A 17,524-nucleotide genomic window follows, 5' to 3' on the forward strand; every position below is an offset into this window, starting at 1 on the left:
AAATGGCTCATCATCAGCTAACGTAGAGGTATCAGAGTGCATTTTGTCGATGCCGCTGAGAAGCTTTGGTGGGCCAAAAATCAGTTATCTTAGACTCTCGAGACTTGCGAAAAACTCATCGAGACAGAGGAATTTATCGCTCATCGAGAAGGTTTTTATCTGAGGGGTATCGCAATTTTTGTCCATGGTTATTTTTCAGGCTAGAATCCAGTAGCAATTGCACTCAGTATATGACAATATCCACAAAAAACGCTTTTGTAGTACACTTGCCCTTAGGTATGTCATTAGTATGTGCTACGGAAGAGTGTAGGCGTTTAGAATATAACAAATGGATTGGGGTTAATTTATGATTCAGTTAAGCGATTTGCTGAAACCAACTTGGGCTGCTGAGAAGTCTTTAAAAAATGCTTGGTCTGTATTAAATGACGAGGAAAAGGAAATCATCAAAAGTCGAATTGATAAGATATTTTATAACGAACTTCCTTTTCAACTTGAGCATGACAAGCTTATCTATATCCATTTATTTTCCTTGTTTGCTCAATTAGAAACAATTGGTTTAAGAGGGCTTATAAAATCACTAGAGAAACTCCGTGGAACGGATTTGTATCAACAAATGCGTCAACAAATTACCGACGAGATTTTCCATGCCACTGTTTTTGCAAAAATTGCGTTTCAGTTGTCTGCTCCTTACGCATTACCACTTGGTCATCAAAAGAGTATTAATCATTTTATTTCTTCTCTTGAAGGCGAAGATGATCTGGCAACTTCTATTACCTTGGTCAATTTGGTTGGAGAAGGATGGGTAGAAGAATTATGTATCGCAATGAAAGAGAAAAACATCGCAGTAACTATTTTTGAAACAGTTCTTGAAGATGAAAGCCGGCATATGAACGAGTACGATTTATACCGTCAGATTGGATTGCCAAATAAAGACTATTTAAGGAAAAAATTAGCAATTTTTGAAGATGAGTTGATAAATACAGTATTTGCCCATGAGCAATATTTGACCACTCTTGGCATTCTATTAGGTAAGGAAGGGGCACTGAAACTGCTCAACAATATCAATAATAAACATCATTGGATGCTTAAAAAAATTGGCTTAACACCCTCAGCCCATTGGCAGTTGTTTATGGATACCATGCCTTTATTGATGAAGAATTTATCGCATGATTTTGAAAAAGATAAAGCAATTGAACCGACCAATATTCGTAAATTACTTTCAGCGATGTGGAACGATCCCGAATTACCTACTGAATCTGCAATTTTTAATATAAATGTTACTCCGGTTTGTTTTTTTGAAAAGAAATTTAAACCGGAAACAATAACTTGCCTTATGTTACAAGCATTGAGTAAAGCGTGCTTTGATAACCCGCAGACGAGAAATTATATTTTCAATCATAAACTGTACCACTCGCACAATAGTTACGTGGCGCTTGCGGTAAAGATTCCAGGTAGTGATCAGTTAGGTGCGATTGAGTTAAAAAATTGCCATGAGATGACTATGACTGAATTAGCGCAACACATTCAGCATGACATGCGCATTATGAAGTACTGTTATGAAAAAACACAATCCTTAGAAAAAGAGCATCCCTATTTAAAAGAAGTAGTAAATCGCTTGCTAACTCCACGACATGAACGAGTGTACCGTGATTTCTTATTTGCCAGACCCGCTATTTCTTTGAGTAATATTGGTCATTGGGGATATCAAGCAGCGGTTTCACCCTTATTTCCAAATGAAACGTTTAAAATAACCTTGACAGAAATCGAAAGAAAACAAGTCTGGAATAAAACAAATAACAAATTTGAGGTGCAAGATTTGTTGCCTGTAGGCATGAGTGTTGATCACCGAGTTTTTGATGGCAATATCCCGTTCCCGCGTTATATGCAGGAGGCTTTTGATCAAATGTTTCAAGACATGGAGCAATCCAGGATAAAGCCACTGTCAAAACCCTTTTCAAATTTGGATAACTTTATCAAGTACAGTAATACATTATTGGAAAACGATCTGGAGTTTGGGTTTATGTATTTATTTTCTTTGATGCACGTATGGAAAAATTATATTTCCTATGATGAGTTGTCAAAAACGGTGGAAGAAAATTACCAGAGAATAAAAGAGGCATTAGCGAAAAGCGAATATCAATTTGGCTGATGGTTATGCGATCGTTTTTTTTTTATTACCAACATCTAGAAAATGTAAGCAGAAGTTTTAGTTTTTGTATAAGCCAGTTAACTTCTCCAGCAAAAGAATGGGTTGCGTTGAGTTATTTGCTTTTGCGTGTTGCAGACAGTATTGAAGATGCCAAATGGCAAGATCTTCAAACACAAAGTGATTCATTTGCTGCTTTTAAATCATTTTTAGTTCAAACACCGGCAAATGATCAATTCACAAAATGGCTTTCCAGCTTTCCTTCGCAGCTTCCATTAGGGGAGAAACAACTTCTATGTGCCGTCCCTCTTTTGTTGGAAGAAAAAGATAATTTACCTGAATCCATCAAGCAATCTGTGATAAAAACAATTTTTCAAGTAGTGGATGGCATGCACTATTTCCTTAATCATTATCATATGGGAGGCAAAATCGTATTTCCTTCATTAGTTACCACTAATCAATATTGTTTTTTTGTTGCAGGATTGGTTGGCAAATTATTGTCACACATATTCACTGATTTAATATCTAATTTTAAGTGGACAGCTAGTTTGTTAAATCAATCCTTTCATTTTGGTTTCTTTTTACAAAAAATCAATCTCTTAAAAGATAAAGTGGATGATGAAGCAAATGGGCGTTATTATATTTCTTCAGAAAATAGCCTGCGTGAGAGTTTATTCATTCATGCGCACCATTCACTGGCCTATATAAAGAGCATCCCAATTATTGAAGGACGCCCGTATCGCTTATTTTGTGCCTGGTCTTTATTTATTGGCTTGGCTTCAGTGAAATGGCTTGATAAAGATGGTAATCGACAAAAAATTAAACCTCGAGAAACTTATTATCTGGTTAACCAAATTAATCTGTTAATAGATGATAACCGCGCTCTAGAAAAATTATTTAACAGCTATCTTCCCGAACAGTACAAAGAGGATTCACGATATATTTCTGAATCAACAAAACAAATACCAGCTTGGTTTAAGAAAATTTACGATAATGAGATGGATTCTCTGACTTTGTTTGAGCTGGATGTCCAAGTATGATGATTAAAGAGAGTTCTCCTCTACTGACCAATAGTTTTAAAGACTAGGATTTAAAAGCAGTGAAGGCTCTTTGTCATCTTTTCTTTTATACTTAAATAGCCCATTAGTCGCTAATTGTTTACCAATTTCGCAAGGGGAATCCATCTCATCAACGGTAGTATCTGTGAGCTTTGATTTGCTACTGGCTCGGCTTCGCAAGTAGTCAGCCAATTCAGATTGATCACTGGAAATGGCTTTACTAACAGCAACTCTAAGTGCATTTCGACTGGGTGTAATTTCCAGTGATTCACAGAGATAGTAAACAATTTCCAGTTGTTTGGATTTCACTGCTGAAATCAATGCTTGATCAATCTTGCTCTGATTGAGACCGTACATATCATGGCGGCATAGATAGTCTAAAATCGGTAATTTCCCGGTAGTAATAGCAAGCTGGAAGGCTTGTTCAATGGCATGCTTTCCGGGAGGGGTTTGGTGGTTTGAATGAATAGACCTAAAAATAGCCGTTTGTCCCTTTTTAGCCGCCATAACTAATGTCTGATCAATTAAGCGGGGAGTTGGTTTATTGCTCCCTGTCATTGAACAGAAATAATTAACTACAGATAATTTGCCTGCCTGAACCGCAATTTTCATTCCTGAGTTGATTACTGGCTGCCTCAGCCTTGTGGTTTCTGGCTCACAGAGGCAGGAGACAATGTCCAAATGTCCTTGTGCTGCTGCTTGTTCTAAAGCGTCTTCAATAGCTTGCTTGGTTAATAATTCGGAAGGTAAGGTACAAATAGATTGAACAACCTTTGTATGCCCCAGTTTACTGGCTTTCAGTAATGCTCGTTCAATAACTATGGCACGCACGGGTGTTTTTTCCACATTGCCAAGAATTTCTACTGCCTCATGTTGCATAGCCAGCGCAGTTTGTTGAAAAGCCTTTTCAAGCGTGGTTTGCGATGGAGAATAATGCTTTGAATTGGCAAGATACTTAACAATGTCCCAGTGCTGTAATTGAATTGCTAATTTAAATAGGCGGTCAAGCGTTGATTGTTTGGGTGATTCCACTGGGAGTTTACAGAAATACATGATGACCTGTAAATTATCATTGGCTATCGCTTTTTTAAGAATTGCGCTAATTAATTCTGTGGATGGCTTGTAATCATATAATTTCAAGAGTTTTTTTACACTTTCTACTCGTCCATGCTCTGCCAGATAGGCCACAAGGTTATCAATTTCATCTAGATTTAACTCAACTTCAGGAAGACTAAAAAGATGATCCAATGTTTCCCATTGGTAGTTTTTGGCTGCTGCTCTTAGCGCTTTGTTAAGCACTGAAGGCTTCATCTTGTCTTCAAGCAAATTGATTAAACCTAAATTACCTTTTTTTGCTGCTTTAATGAAAATAGTTTGACTACCATATTCTTTTTCATGCCAATCCAGCCTATCGAAAGGCGTTGTTTCCAGCTTGTGAATTATTTGTTTTCTGATGGGCTCATTATCTATCGTTGCAAGAATTTCGATAAGAGCTCGCTCGTAAAGACTGATTTCTTCAGATGAGGTAACGGGAGGCAAATCCAATGCATCCATGAAGTTATCTAAGTCAAACAGGTCTCCCTGATTGATAAAGACAGCTTCGGCAATTCTTGCTTGAAGGGCATATTTATGCCCGAGGCTAAACTTCATTTGTGGGTTGATTTGATGGATTATTGCAAATTTTCTTAATGCTCCAAGCCAAACATCTTCGATGGTGTTGTAGTTATGATTGCCAAAGACTGAACCTGATGCTTGTTCAGCAATGCAAAAATTAAGCTGTTTTTGCATATGTTCACAACGTTCCTCTAAAAGGAGCTCACAATCCGGATATTTTTTTAACTGAGTTAAAAGTTCTTCATCCTCAAGCAGCTGAGCATGATTCACGAGATTATCGAGAATTGCTTCGAATACTGCTTTCGTTGCCGGATGGTTTTTCTTCAATAACACCCTAAACAAAGCCATTAACTGATAAATGATTTCCTGATCATGAGTGTCCAGTCGAACCAGATGATTGATATACTCAATAACATTTTCTTCTGTAATATCGTGAAGCAATCTTGGTTTATGTTGTAGTAAATGAAAAACACAGCTTTGGTTAAGAGTAAGAAGTTGATGGGCAGTAGACTCCGCAATAAGATCTGCAAGGGTTTTTAAGACTTTCGGTGAATACTCTCTGGCAATAATATTGATAATATCGGGCAATAATTTGAGTGTTTCTGCCTGATTCAGCGTTTGCTTTAACATCTCTAGCCAAGCCTCGTTACTATGGTTTGTTGCAGTAGCAACTCCTGCAGTTAAAAAAGCCGGGCCAAAAGTTCGGTATAATGCGGTAAAATTGTCTCTGGTTAGGGAAAACTGTAAAGGGGGGATTTCTTGTGAAACAACAGGAAGATTTTTACCCTGAAAAATACCGTCAAGAGAGTATTGCAGGAACGTTAATTCCCCACAACTTATCCTTTGCGCTGCCATAACGAGTTCCTTCGCCTCAGGGAAACGGCTAAGCAGTGAATACAAGCGAGAAACTTCATTATCCTTGGAGTGCAACGTGAATAAATGATACTTTAGAAAATCCTGCAGCAGATTAGTAAGAAGAATTTTTTCAACGCTTACTTTGCGCTCTAACAACCAGAGTATTAAGGCAGTAAATTTTTCTGTTTCACCAATCCAGTTTCGACATAGCGCAATTATTCCCAAGGGATTTTCCTGGCAGGCTAAATGCTCGTGCAAATATTCGAGATGAGCCATTACAGATTTGCTGTCAGCCTCCATTTTTTGCTGGAGCAATTCAAACGCTACCCTTTCTTGAATGTCTGTGCAGTGTCTGAATAATTCTTTATTTTTATCATAAAAAGAAAGAGTACTTTCTTTATTATCTTCTAATAATACTCGGAATAACTCATTGATTTTAGGCATGAGACGAAGTTGTTCTTCATAAGACTGGGATAACAGGCTTTTTAATGCAATTAAAAATACAGTGTTTTTTTCATCCTTAACAAACTCTTGTTTATACAATTGGAGATAATCCATAAAAAGACAATGCTGGTCTAATTCTTTAATCGCCTCTGTACTGGAGGTACCACTATATTTTAAAAGACGGACCTTACCTAGAAGTACACGATTTGTTTGTTTGGCTTGTAATTCCTCTTGTTCAATAAGCTCACGTTCAATCGTTTGATCACGAAGATGAAGGGTTGCGCTATCATTGTGTATCCAATTAAACAGTTCATGTATGATCATAATTTGAAATAAGAGGGTAAATTCAACATTCTATGAATTATAAATAAACAAAAGGAAACATCAAGTTATTATTTGATCGATAAGATCAATTTAAGATCTTTGTGATTTTAAATAAAATTTAGTGATATATTCGTGACAGGAACAGGACTTACGAAAAACCCCAAGGTCGAGGCAAAAAATGTTTTTAATGAGGGAGTTCAGATAAGCTAAATGACTGGGTTAAAAACATTTTTTAACAAAGAGATTAGGATTTATCGTAAGTCCTGATGAAAATTTCGATAGGACTCTCTTTTGTAAAACAGGTTAAATATCTAATGAATACCAATGGGGAGGAAAATTATTTATTAATAATGTCTAGCACATGATTGGCGTATTCAATTCCCTTGAGATAAGATTGGGTGAGAGCTTCGCTCCTTATAGAAAGGCGCTCTAATTGATTAAAATTTGCTTGTTCATAATCTATGACAAATTTCAGGATTTTGCCTAAACCCCCTTTATAGTTCAGCAGAGCCTCATTGAGTGTTTCACTTAATCGAATTTTCGCCAATAGTGAAGGCATAGGTTCATTTAATATACCATCTAAAGTAGAAAGTATGCCTATAGTATAAGCTTGATGAGTGTTGGGATAACCCATCGATTTGGATAAGGACTCACACATTTTGGCACGAATTAATGTTCGTTCTAACAAATCAGGAGCTACATCATCGAGACTTGCCAATAGCAATAAATTTAGCCAATTGCGAATTTGCATCAAGCCCAATTGAGAAATGGCATCCATTAATGATTCTATTTTTTTACTCATGTACAAAGAAGCAGAATTTGCCAAACGCAAGATACGATAACTTAGTCTAGGAATCTGTAAGATAATTTCTTCGATGCGTTGGATTGGTACGTCTTCATTGTTTATTTCCGTTAATAATCTTAAAAGCTGCATTTTATTTTCAGTAATGCTTTGTCCTTTCAATGGATCCGGTTTGTTTAGAAAAAAACCTTGAAAAAAATCAAATCCAAGATTGATGCAATGATTGAATTGTTGTTTGTCTTCAATTTTTTCTGCGAGTAACTTCCCCCTAAAAGATTTCAGTGGTAATAATTGTTCTGCAATTTGTTGCTGGTTAAGATGAAGCACATCAATTTTAATAATGTCGGCCATGTCAACTAGTGGCGCTAACTCATTTCTGAAGACAAAGTCATCAAGAGCAATTTGGTATCCTTGTTTCTTTAATTCTATTAAACTGAGCAGCAATGGTTGGTCAATCGCCACTGTTTCAAGAACCTCAATGACGATTCTATTTTTGGGAAGTAACATCGGTATTTTTTGTACAAGATGACTGTGAGTGAAATTAATAAAAGCTCGTTTGTTACCAATTATGGTGTTCACATCAAGATTGGCGAATAACTGCAATAGGACAGAAGAGGTAGCGGTTTCGCCTGACGAAGGATTTAGGTTATCGATGTGTGAATTTTGTGCCTCGCTATTACGATATAAGAGTTCATAGGCAAAGATTGCGCTATTCCTATCATAGATTCCCTGGCGTGCTAGCAATGTTCTGACTGGTGGCTCATCCAATTCTACAACCATTTATTCAATCCATTTGAATTACATTATAACATTATTTTATAAAGTTAATAATGCAATGCTTGAGAACTATCAAACGGAAAGGTTTGTAATTTGCTGAAAATATATCCAAATTCTGCTGAAAGAAGTTTGTAACCATAAAACGCAGCAACTGTCATCAAAAGAAAGCTGCTGCGCTAAAATTGGGAAAAATCTGTTGTATAGGTTACTCGTGAGTTGCGAAATAATTTAAATCCAATTCGCGAGCCGCTTTCACATCATCCAGCCTTCTGACTGGTAAAGTGTGGGGAGCCGCTTTGAGTAAATCAGGTTCCTTGATAGCTTCTTCACGGATCGTCTTCATCACAGCAACAAAAGCATCCAACTCCTCTTTACTTTCTGTTTCTGGTGGTTCAATCAATAAACATTCCGGTACCAGCAAAGGGAAATAAGTAGTGGGGGCATGAACGCCATAGTCCAATAACCTTTTCGCAAAATCCATGGCAGTTACGTCATAATTTTTCTTTTCGGAATTTAAAGTAAGAATAAACTCATGAGATGCGCGTCTACCAGGATAAGCTGCCGTATAGCCCACTTTAGTCAATTCTTTAAGTAAATAGTTGGCATTAAGTGTTGCAAATTCTGATACGCGTAATAGGCCTTCTTTACCAAGGACAATCATATAAAAATAAGCACGTAATAAAATTCCTGCATTACCCATAAAACATGATAATCTTCCTATGCTTTGTGGATAATCCTGGCGAGTTGCCCAGTGATATCCGGAGTCGGTTTTTTTCACAATGGGTAGAGGCATGTAAGGAATAAGACGTTTGCCAACAGCAACAGGACCAGCGCCAGGGCCTCCACCTCCGTGAGGTGTCGCAAATGTTTTGTGTAAATTAAGGTGCATGACATCAAAACCCATATCACCCGGTCTTACTTTACCTAAAATAGCGTTGAGATTAGCGCCATCGTAGTATAATAATCCTCCGGCCTGGTGTACAAGACTGGCTATTTCTTTTATCTGACGCATAAATAATCCCAAAGTAGAGGGGTTAGTTAGCATAATTCCAGCAGTTCTAGGCCCTACTTTTCTTTTTAATTCGTCAAGATCAATGTCACCGTCTGCAGCAGTAGCAATTTCTACTACTTTGAATCCGCACATCACAGCAGAGGCGGGGTTTGTTCCATGAGCCGCATCTGGAATGAGAATTTCATCACGGGCGGTGTCTCCGCGAGATTGATGGTAGGCTTTAATCATTGCCACGCCAGCAAATTCTCCTTGTGAGCCAGCCATTGGCGTAAGTGAAACACCAGGCATCCCCGTAATTTCAGAAATATAATTTTGCAATTTATAAAGAGTTTCCAGAAATCCTTGGCTATCATGATCCATAGCTAACGGATGGCGATTTATAAAGCCGGGAAGAGACGCCGCTTTATGAACACCTCGGGGATTGTATTTCATGGTACATGAGCCCAAAGGATAAAAATTGGTGTCTATGGAAAAATTCTTTTGGGAAAGGCGGGTAAAATGTCTTACCACTTGCAATTCGGAACAGGCCGGCAATTTGGGGGGCGACTTTCGTTGAAATTCATCAGGTATGGAATAGTGTTTGCTTGCTGCCCTGGGTATCTGGGCTTTTGCCTGGCGACCAGTTTTAGATAATTCAAAAATCAACATAATTTGCCTTCCGTTTTTTGAATAAGTTCCTTGAGTTCATCCCTGTGCTTTACTGGAGTAAACTCGATAAATTGATACTCAGCAATTTCTGCTAAATAATAAGGGTCTTGTTTAAATACTGACTCTAAATGGGCCCTGTCATTTGTCGCTGCTATAATAATTCCACCGGTTCGAGGTTTCATGGGGCCAGAAACAACCAATAGTCCTTGTTTGTAGTGATAATCAAGAAATTCCCTGTGTGCTTGCAGATATTTGTTTACTTCATTGATGGGAACCAAATAGGTTAATTGCACAATAAACATCAGGCACCTCGCTTGGACATTATGGATTTTAATGTTCTTGTATATTTCGCGATATCCTCTGTGGTGCGCACTTCTGTCGCGCAAACCAATAGCGTATTGGCTAACTGAGGATAGTGTTGTTCCGGTGCGTAGCCTCCAGCAATTCCAGCATCGGCCAGTTGTTGTAACACAGGCTGCACCGGTTGGTTTAGTTTAATTAAGGCTTCATGGAAAAACGGGGCCTTGAAAACCAGTTCTACTCCCTCAATTTGTGTTAAGGCAGTGACCAATTCGTGGGTGTTTTGGTGGCATTGAGTCGCTACTTGACTTAAACCTTCTGGCCCTAAAAGACTCATATAGATAGTTGCTGCTGTGACAAGTAAACCTTGGTTGGTACAGATATTTGACGTGGCTTTAGCACGACGAATATGCTGTTCTCTTGCCTGGAGAGTTAAGCTAAAACCGGTTTTTCCATCTTTGTCCACTGTACGTCCAATTATTCTTCCAGGCATTTGTCTCACATGGGCCATACGAGTACTCAGAAAACCAAAATAAGGGCCTCCTGATGCCATAGGGGAGCCTAAAGGTTGTCCTTCGCCGCATACGATGTTTACACCATGCTCTCCCCATGAGCCGGGTGGCTTTAATACAGCCAAGGAAGTCGGGTTAACACAAGCGACACTGACTGTTTTGTTATGATGCGCCCAGGAAGTCATTTTATCTACCTGTTCGAGGCAACCAAAGAAATTCGGCTGGGCTATTACCAACGCTGTAATATCTTCCCCTGTGTATTGATTAAGAGAGCCAAGATCTGTGATTCCCTGTTGTTCATCAAAGGGGAGGGTAATGACTTCAATATGCTGATTACGTACTATCGTTTCGATGGTTTCGCGATAAAAAGGATGTACTGTGCCTGCGATGAGCACTCTGTTGGTTTTGCTGTGCTTATTAAGTCGGACTGCCATTAATACTGCTTCAGCTAAGGCCGTTGCTCCATCATACATTGACGCATTGGACACATCCATGCCAGTCAACTCACAGATCATGGTTTGATATTCATACAATAATTGTAAAGTGCCCTGGCTAGCCTCCGCCTGATAGGGTGTGTAAGCAGTTAAAAACTCACCTCGAGATGCAATATCCCACACGGCTGCTGGAATATGATGTTCATAACATCCAGCACCAATAAAACAGATCCCGTTACGATTCTTTTGGGCTTGATTCTGGGCTTCTTTGAGCATTTCCATTTCGTTAATGCCAGCAGGGATATTCTGAAATCCTGCATATTGTAAAGAAGCTGGAATTTCATCAAATAAATCCTGGATATCTTGAGCACCAATTGCCGCCAGCATCTCTTTGGTATCATTGGGCGTGTGTGGAATATAAGGCATGATTAATTTTCCTCAGCTATCTCATTTTGATATTGTTCATCACTCAACAGGCTTTTGATTTCATCAGGATGGGTAGGCTTTAGCCTCACGAGCCAACCTTCATGGTAGGGATCGTGGTTTACCAAGGCAGGATTTTTACCAACGGCTTCGTTAACCGCGGTTACAACACCACTAACGGGAGCATAAAAATCAGAAGCTGCTTTCACTGATTCCACCACACCTAATTCTTGACCTGCGCTCACTTCATCACCTATTTCGGGCAGTTCTACAAATACCATATCCCCCAATAATTCTTGCGCATGATCTGTAATTCCTACTATGACCTCTTCCTCATCTTCCCTAAGCCACTCATGGGTTGTTGTGAATTTCAAATCATTCATTTTTTTATATCCTTAATATTAATATTACTAAAATTTAAACAGGTTTTCCTTGTTTGATAAAGCGAGGCTTCCCTACTTTTGCCGGGATTAACTTTCCGCGAATGTCAACAAATACTTGTTCCCCCGTTTCCACGGGAACTCGCGCCAAAGCAATTGATTGTTGAAGAGTCGGTGAGTAACTGCCGCTTGTGATAATTCCGTCAGGGCAGCCTTCAATAATAACCTTTTGGCCATGACGCATAATGCCTTTGTCCAACAAGGTTAAACCGACCATCTTACGTTTAATTCCTTGTTGTTTTTGAGAAACCAAAGCGCCCATTCCAATAAATCCTCTATCCTCCGGTTCCCACTTTACTGTCCAGGCTAAACCAGATTCTAGCGGGGTTGTTGTTTCATCCATATCTTGGCCATAGAGAAGCATCCCTGCCTCTAATCTGAGGGTGTCCCTGGCTCCCAATCCACAGGGTGTTACTCCTGCATTTAGGAGATCATTCCAGAGTTGAGTAATGAATTCATTGGGGACAATGATTTCAAGTCCATCTTCTCCCGTATAGCCGGTACGAGCAAAAAACCAGTGATCCACATCAACGCACTCGAAAGAGGTAAGGGTTGAAACAGCATCTGCATGGGCGGGCGCAAGAATGCTCAATGTTTTCGCTATGGCATTTGGGCCTTGTACAGCAAGCATGGATAATTCGCGCCTTTCTTGTAAGCCAACGGCAAATCCTTCGCTTTTTGCGCGAATCCAGGCCACATCATTTTGCCTGGTTGCCGAATTGAGTACTACTCGATAATTATCTGAAGCCCGTTGATAGACAATGAGGTCATCTATAATTCCGCCGTGTTCATTACACATGCAGCTGTATAGAGCTTTCCCGTTGTGAGTAATCTGATCAACATCATTGGTCAGAAGCTTTCGCAGAAACTGACGACCACCAGCGCCTAAAATATCAACGATGGTCATATGCGAGACATCAAACATGCCAGCATCATTTCTGACCGCATGATGTTCGTTTAACTGGGATCCATAATGGAGAGGCATATCCCAACCATGGAAATCCACCATTTTGGCACCACAAGCTAAGTGCGTCGCGTGAAGAGGAGTTTTAGCAGTCATTGCATTTCCTTTTTTTATCACTTATTGGATGTGATTATACCTGTTGAGATTAATTTTGCGAGGTTTCCAATTTGATTTTTTTGCATGATTCTCTCTTTGGAAATAGCATATAATATAAATTTATGGGAAAGAATATGGTTTGGCCGATAATTTGGAGATGGATCCTTGATTTAGGATGGCTGTGTTTCCTTTTAATTCTTTTTTGGTATTTTTGGAAAAAAAGACGAGATTTGGTTGAAGCGAAATCCTGGTTAAAAGCGAAGGGACATATCACTCGCTGTGAGTGGACAAGAGTAGGGCATAGTGTTTGGCCTAAAATAGAATATATCTATGAAGTTTATGAGAAGGATTTGACAGGCGAGTATTTGTTTCTGGATACAACGTTTAATACGCCTAACAGTAAATATTCCCGGGGTATTGCCTATAAAGTGGCAATAGCTTACAGAGATAACTCAGAAATTGATGTGTATTATAATCCCAATCATCCTGAGCAATCTGCTTTAGATGTCACCATACCTAAAAAACTGACTTTTATTTTAATTTTAATTAGTGCATTGATTTTGTTGCATATCGGTTTTATTGTTTGGCGTTTCCTTGCTTAGCGTTTCCAGGTGTTTCTTCATTTTTACATTGGCATGGCGGGCTAATGGGTGTGGATTGCAGGCTGGTTACGCTGAAACCTCTTACACCTTGTCCGGGAGATGCAACAGTAAATCCTAAGATAACTTTTAAGTTTTGTTTCTGCTCGTATTGAGGATTTTTATAGACGACCAGTATGGGCATGATGGCTTGCCAATGTGTGGGATCAAGGGTGATAAGTTTTGGTGGTTCTGTAGCAACGGCATTGACGTAATAAGCATTTTTTTGCACCGCTTCAGGCAGTTTTGATTGATTGAGCGCTTTACTATAGGCTATCCAGCCATCAGCAGAAAAATATTTGGCTATTTCCTTTTGCTGTTGCATGTAATTTTTATAATCAAAAGTGTAAGTGGCGATAATCGCTTCATTAGCCCAAACAGCTAATTGCGTTCTATCGGGTTCTGCATAAGTTAACTTTGCGCTAATACTTATGAGTAAACCCAGTGCAATAGTGATTTTTTTGTTCATAATAAATTCTCATCGATTATCTCAATACTGCCAGTTTAGTCATTTTTTCATTACAAAAAAATCCCCGGTCAATATTCCGGGGAAAATTATATATCTGGATTTGGTGCAATCCAGATATTACCCCGCATAAAGAGGGGGAAAGCGGGGTAGAGCACTCGGGGGGGAATGCTCACTATATTAGACACATGAATTGCAAGAAAGTTCAAAATTTAAGCAGAATTATTTGTAAATACGGCTGGATGTGTTGGTTTGTCTGGTATCGATGAAGTGGTATTTATGGTATTTTATATTCACAGGACCTATGAAAAACCCCAATCTCTTCGTTAAAAAATGTTTTTAATACGGGCATTTAGTGTATCTAACCCCCCTCATTAAGAACATTTTTTGCCTTGACCTTGGGGTTTTTCGTAAGTCATGATTCAGGAATGGGATAAATATTTTTAGATTTAAGGATTAGATTAAAGGACACTTGTAACGTCAATTTTAAGAGAGGGCATAGTGGGCAATAGTCGGTTTTATTTTGCTAATCCTGATAAATTTAGTCGATTTATTAATCGATGGGATTTGCTATTGCTTATATTGACTTTTTCCGTGATATTTTTCCTGGGTTGGGCTGGTTCACAGATGGCCACCCCGTATCAATTGGGGGATCAAATCCCCATTTCCTTGGAACCTTCCAACCTTCCATTTTATGCATTGCGCACTGTTTTGCGCATGTTTATTGCATTGATTTTTTCGATCCTGTTTACGTTTATTGTAGGTGCCTTAGCTGCGAAAAACCGTAGGGCTGAGCAAATTATTATTCCGGCGATTGATATTTTGCAATCCATTCCTGTGCTGAGTTTTTTATCTATTACCGTCACCGGGTTTATTCATCTATTTCCCAATAGCTTGTTAGGGCCCGAATGCGCCTCAATTTTTGCTATTTTTAGCGCTCAAGTCTGGAATATGACATTTGGCTTTTATCAATCTTTAAAAACAGTTCCTCATGACTTGATTGAAGTCTCTGCCATGTTCAGATTGTCAGCCTGGCAGCGTTTTTGGAAAGTAGAAGTTCCTTTTTCCATGTCTGGGTTGTTATGGAATATGATGGTTTCAATGTCGGCAAGCTGGTTTTTTGTGGTTTTGTCAGAAGCAATTTCGGTGGCGCATCAAAATATCAGATTACCCGGTGTAGGTTCTTATATCGCATTGGCAATAGCCCAGAGGGATTTGCATGCTGTAGGGTATGCTATTCTAACAATGGTTATCGTTATTTTTTTATATGATCAAATACTTTTTAGACCGCTTATCGCTTGGTCCGAAAAATTTAGAATGGAACAGTCTCCCGATGAGTCAGAATATCAATCCTGGTTGATTGACTTGATACGCAGTAGTCGCTTGATGAAGAGAGTGACAGAGTGGCTTGCCGTATTTACCAATAGTTTTGTAAATGCTCGTTGGCTGAGGATTGGTGAGGTTAAGGCCGTTAAGGAAATTGATTTTAAAAGGCAGAAGCGTTTGGACAGGTTGTGGGGCGCCCTGGTTCTGATTACTGTTGTGACTGGCGGGTGGTTTTTGTTGAAATTTATTCTCGCTGAATTGAAGGTGAGTGATATATTTCATGTCTTTTTATTAGGTGCAGCAACAGGAGCTCGAGTCATTATATTAATTTTGTTAAGCTCCATGTTATGGATTCCCGTTGGGGTGTGGATAGGGTTAAGACCACGCTTGGCTCAAAAAATACAACCTATTATTCAATTTGTGGCAGCATTTCCAGCGAACCTGTTTTATCCTTTATTTGTAATTGCTATTGTCAAATTTAATTTGAGTGTGGAAATCTGGGTAACTCCGCTCATGATCCTGGGTACGCAGTGGTATATTTTATTTAATGTGATCGCAGGCGCATCAAGCATACCCCGCGATCTTTATCTGGCTGCTGATAATTTCGGGTTAAAGGGTTGGATATGGTGGAAAAGATTGGCTTTGCCGGGTATTTTTCCTTTTTATATTACCGGAGCTATTACAGCAGCAGGCGGCGCATGGAATGCCAGTATAGTTGCTGAATACGTGAGCTGGGGCAATATTACTCTTAGAGCCACAGGACTGGGCGAGTATATTCAAGCCAGTACGACAGCGGGAGACTTCCCGCAAATTGCGTTAGGAACAGCAATGATGTGTGTCTATGTATTGGCCTTCAATCATCTTATTTGGCGCCCCCTTTATCGATTAGCCGAAGAACGATTTAATTTTAATTGAGACTCCTATGCCGGAAACAATTATTAACATAGAAAATTTAAGCAAATCTTTTAAAAAAGCACCTTCTCAGAATCTTCTTGTCCTTGAAGATGTTAATTTCAAATTACAGGAAGGTGAAATAGTTGCTTTGTTAGGTAAATCTGGTTCAGGAAAATCAACTTTACTCAGGATTATTGCAGGTCTTATTGCTCCTTCCAGTGGAACGGTGACTTACCGCGGTAAACCTGTAACCAGGCCGGTAGAAGGCATTGCTATGGTATTTCAATCGTTTGCTTTAATGCCATGGCTTACGGTTCTGGAAAATGTGGAGCTTGGCTTGGAAGCGCAAGGAATCAGCCGTGAGGAACGACGGCATAGAGCTATTGAAGCGATAGATATTATAGGCTTGGATGGTTTCGAATCCGCTTTTCCCAAGGAGTTATCTGGGGGGATGCGACAACGGGTTGGTTTTGCTCGCGCTTTGGTGATTAATCCGGATGTGTTGTTAATGGATGAACCCTTTTCGGCACTTGATGTTCTGACTGCGGAAAACCTCAAATCAGATTTATTGGAATTATGGAAAGAAAAGAAAACGAATACCAATGGTATTTTATTAGTAACACACAATATAGAAGAAGCAGCGACCTTAGCGGACCGGATAGTGATTTTTGGTAATGATCCCGGCTATATTCGCGCTGAATTACCAGTGACTCTCCCACAACCCCGTGATCCGGAAAGCCCGGAATATCTGGCTTTGGTTGACAAGATTTATACTTTAATGACGACCGGACCCAAAGAAAAAGCCAAGCGAGCACAAAGGGAGCGTCAAATAGGTTTAGGCTATCGATTACCCGATGTAGAGCCCTCTGAATTATCTGGTCTGATAGAAACCATGAAGTCCTTTGAAGAACGTATTGACTTGCCTGAGCTGGCGGACGAGCTGATGATGAATATTGATGATCTGTTCCCAATTCTTGAAACTCTGGAGATACTTGGTTTTGCCAAGGTGTCTGCGGGAGATATTCAGTTAAGCGAATTAGGAAAACAATTTTCAGAAGCTGATTTGCAAGAGCGTAAGCAATTGTTCGCGCAAAGATTATTAGAAAAAGTTCCTCTGGCTCGTTATATAAGACGTGTACTGGATGAGAAAGCGGGTCATCGCGTCTCGGAAGAGCGCTTTTTGAGTAAGCTGGAAGATTATTTAAGCGAGAAAGAAGCCGATCGTGTTTTGAAAACAATGATTGACTGGGGACGATATGCCGAGATTTTTGCTTATGATTTCAATACTGGTATTTTGAGCCTGGAAAACCCGGGCAAGGGAGCTTAGCAAGAAGGCCAGGTCAAAATGACC

13 protein-coding genes are annotated in these 17,524 nt (G+C 39.4%); 5 read left to right on the forward strand and 8 right to left on the reverse strand.

Annotated elements, in window-relative coordinates; translation table 11 throughout:
• Positions 1–346: 346 nt before the first annotated feature.
• Together EL201_RS00575 and EL201_RS00580 are read left to right on the forward strand one after the other, a co-directional pair.
• Positions 347–2,149, forward strand: coding sequence for a 2-oxo acid dehydrogenase subunit E2 (locus EL201_RS00575; RefSeq protein WP_027223217.1), 1,803 nt, complete (start codon positions 347–349; stop codon positions 2,147–2,149).
• A complete protein-coding gene (locus tag EL201_RS00580; protein WP_027223218.1) occupies positions 2,149–3,186 on the forward strand; it encodes a squalene/phytoene synthase family protein in 1,038 nt (345 codons plus the stop codon). Before EL201_RS00575 ends, EL201_RS00580 begins: the two co-directional genes overlap by 1 nt.
• A gap of 36 nt (positions 3,187–3,222) precedes the next feature.
• On the opposite strand, the gene EL201_RS00585 is transcribed toward EL201_RS00580, so the two are convergent.
• The 7 genes from EL201_RS00585 to gcvT form a co-directional block, all read right to left on the reverse strand.
• Positions 3,223–6,441 (reverse strand): ankyrin repeat domain-containing protein, encoded by a 3,219-nt coding sequence (locus EL201_RS00585; RefSeq protein ID WP_027223219.1) that lies wholly within the window; start codon positions 6,439–6,441, stop codon positions 3,223–3,225.
• Between the two features lie 337 nt (positions 6,442–6,778).
• Entirely contained in the window at positions 6,779–8,023 is a 1,245-nt protein-coding gene (locus tag EL201_RS00590; protein ID WP_027223220.1) for an EAL and HDOD domain-containing protein, read from the reverse strand.
• A gap of 202 nt (positions 8,024–8,225) precedes the next feature.
• Complete coding sequence (gcvPB, locus tag EL201_RS00595) at positions 8,226–9,680, reverse strand: aminomethyl-transferring glycine dehydrogenase subunit GcvPB (RefSeq protein WP_027223221.1); 1,455 nt, start codon at positions 9,678–9,680, stop codon at positions 8,226–8,228.
• On the reverse strand, positions 9,674–9,982 hold the full coding sequence (locus EL201_RS00600; protein ID WP_027223222.1) for a YciI family protein: 309 nt from the start codon (positions 9,980–9,982) through the stop codon (positions 9,674–9,676). Before EL201_RS00600 ends, gcvPB begins: the two co-directional genes overlap by 7 nt.
• Entirely contained in the window at positions 9,982–11,352 is a 1,371-nt protein-coding gene (gene gcvPA / locus EL201_RS00605; RefSeq protein WP_027223223.1) for an aminomethyl-transferring glycine dehydrogenase subunit GcvPA, read from the reverse strand. The genes EL201_RS00600 and gcvPA overlap by 1 nt, the downstream gene beginning before the upstream one ends.
• A 2-nt stretch (positions 11,353–11,354) precedes the next feature.
• Positions 11,355–11,732: a glycine cleavage system protein GcvH gene (gene gcvH, locus EL201_RS00610; RefSeq protein WP_027223224.1), complete on the reverse strand. Its 378-nt coding sequence runs from the start codon at positions 11,730–11,732 to the stop codon at positions 11,355–11,357.
• A gap of 34 nt (positions 11,733–11,766) precedes the next feature.
• Entirely contained in the window at positions 11,767–12,849 is a 1,083-nt protein-coding gene (gene gcvT / locus EL201_RS00615; protein WP_027223225.1) for a glycine cleavage system aminomethyltransferase GcvT, read from the reverse strand.
• 134 nt (positions 12,850–12,983) lie between these two features.
• Here gcvT and EL201_RS00620 point away from each other — a divergent pair, with 134 nt between their 5' ends.
• The gene (locus EL201_RS00620) at positions 12,984–13,451 is read left to right on the forward strand and encodes a DUF3592 domain-containing protein (RefSeq protein ID WP_027223226.1); all 468 of its coding nucleotides are present in this window, start codon (positions 12,984–12,986) and stop codon (positions 13,449–13,451) included.
• Here the strand turns inward: EL201_RS00620 and EL201_RS00625 are convergent.
• Positions 13,426–13,956, reverse strand: coding sequence for a DotI/IcmL family type IV secretion protein (locus tag EL201_RS00625; RefSeq protein ID WP_027223227.1), 531 nt, complete (start codon positions 13,954–13,956; stop codon positions 13,426–13,428). The two genes, EL201_RS00620 and EL201_RS00625, sit on opposite strands and share 26 nt — an antisense overlap.
• A gap of 498 nt (positions 13,957–14,454) precedes the next feature.
• Here EL201_RS00625 and EL201_RS00630 point away from each other — a divergent pair, with 498 nt between their 5' ends.
• Positions 14,455–16,194 (forward strand): ABC transporter permease, encoded by a 1,740-nt coding sequence (locus EL201_RS00630; protein ID WP_027223228.1) that lies wholly within the window; start codon positions 14,455–14,457, stop codon positions 16,192–16,194.
• A 7-nt stretch (positions 16,195–16,201) separates the two neighbouring features.
• Entirely contained in the window at positions 16,202–17,500 is a 1,299-nt protein-coding gene (locus tag EL201_RS00635; RefSeq protein ID WP_027223229.1) for an ABC transporter ATP-binding protein, read from the forward strand.
• Positions 17,501–17,524 lie beyond the last annotated feature (24 nt).

It is taken from the genome of Legionella pneumophila subsp. pascullei (genome assembly GCF_900637585.1).
GTDB lineage: Bacteria > Pseudomonadota > Gammaproteobacteria > Legionellales > Legionellaceae > Legionella > Legionella pascullei.